The 775-nt window shown below is 47.6% G+C and carries 4 tRNA genes and 1 rRNA gene; all 5 read left to right on the top strand.

Annotation, left to right across the window (positions count from 1 at the left end):
- The first annotated feature begins 57 nt into the window (after positions 1-57).
- Positions 58-174: ribosomal RNA gene (gene rrf / locus ACSU6B_RS29220) — 5S ribosomal RNA — on the top strand.
- A 43-nt stretch (positions 175-217) separates the two neighbouring features.
- A tRNA-Glu gene (locus ACSU6B_RS29215) sits at positions 218-292 on the top strand.
- Positions 293-333: 41 nt separating this feature from the next.
- Positions 334-409, top strand: a tRNA-Val gene (locus ACSU6B_RS29210).
- Positions 410-427: 18 nt separating this feature from the next.
- Positions 428-504, top strand: a tRNA-Met gene (locus ACSU6B_RS29205).
- 23 nt (positions 505-527) lie between these two features.
- Positions 528-620 (top strand) — tRNA-Ser (locus tag ACSU6B_RS29200).
- The last annotated feature ends 155 nt before the right edge of the window (positions 621-775 follow it).

Below are 775 nucleotides of genomic sequence, written 5' to 3'. Positions count from 1 at the left end.
AATTTTATATGATGATTGTCAGTTATCTAGTTTTGAGGGAATGAAACCCTCATATAGTCTGGCAGCAATGGCGAGAAGGTCACACCCGTTCCCATACCGAACACGGAAGTTAAGCTTCTCAGCGCCGATGGTAGTTGGGACACGCGTCCCTGTGAGAGTAGGACGCTGCCGGGCTAGCCCTAATTGGGGCTATTATTTTTGCTTAATATTAATAGATGGCCCCTTGGTCAAGCGGTTAAGACACCTCCCTTTCACGGAGGTAACACGGGTTCGAGTCCCGTAGGGGTCACCAAAGTTTTTTACGAGTTTGCGTAAAATAACTTCCAATATAGTGGAGGATTAGCTCAGCTGGGAGAGCATCTGCCTTACAAGCAGAGGGTCGGCGGTTCGAGCCCGTCATCCTCCACCATTATAATATTTGTCTTTTGGCGGTGTAGCTCAGCTGGCTAGAGCGTTCGGTTCATACCCGAAAGGTCGGGGGTTCGACTCCCTTCGCCGCTACCAAATGTTTTTGTTTATTTTTAACTGGAGGAATACCCAAGTTTGGCTGAAGGGATCGGTCTTGAAAACCGACAGGCGGGTCATACCGCGCGGGGGTTCGAATCCCTCTTCCTCCTCCATAGTATTACTTTATTTCTATTGTCGCGGGGTGGAGCAACGAGCATTGCTTCATGAATAATCTGCGAGTTGTATCAATCGAGCTGCTGCTTGCATATGCTTACTGAGATTGATACAGTCCATGGAACATTGAGCATGGACAAAACTATATAGTTTT

It is taken from the genome of Neobacillus sp. C211 (assembly GCF_051842875.1).
Lineage (GTDB): Bacteria > Bacillota > Bacilli > Bacillales > Cytobacillaceae > Neobacillus.
This window is presented reverse-complemented; position numbering and strand designations above follow the sequence as displayed.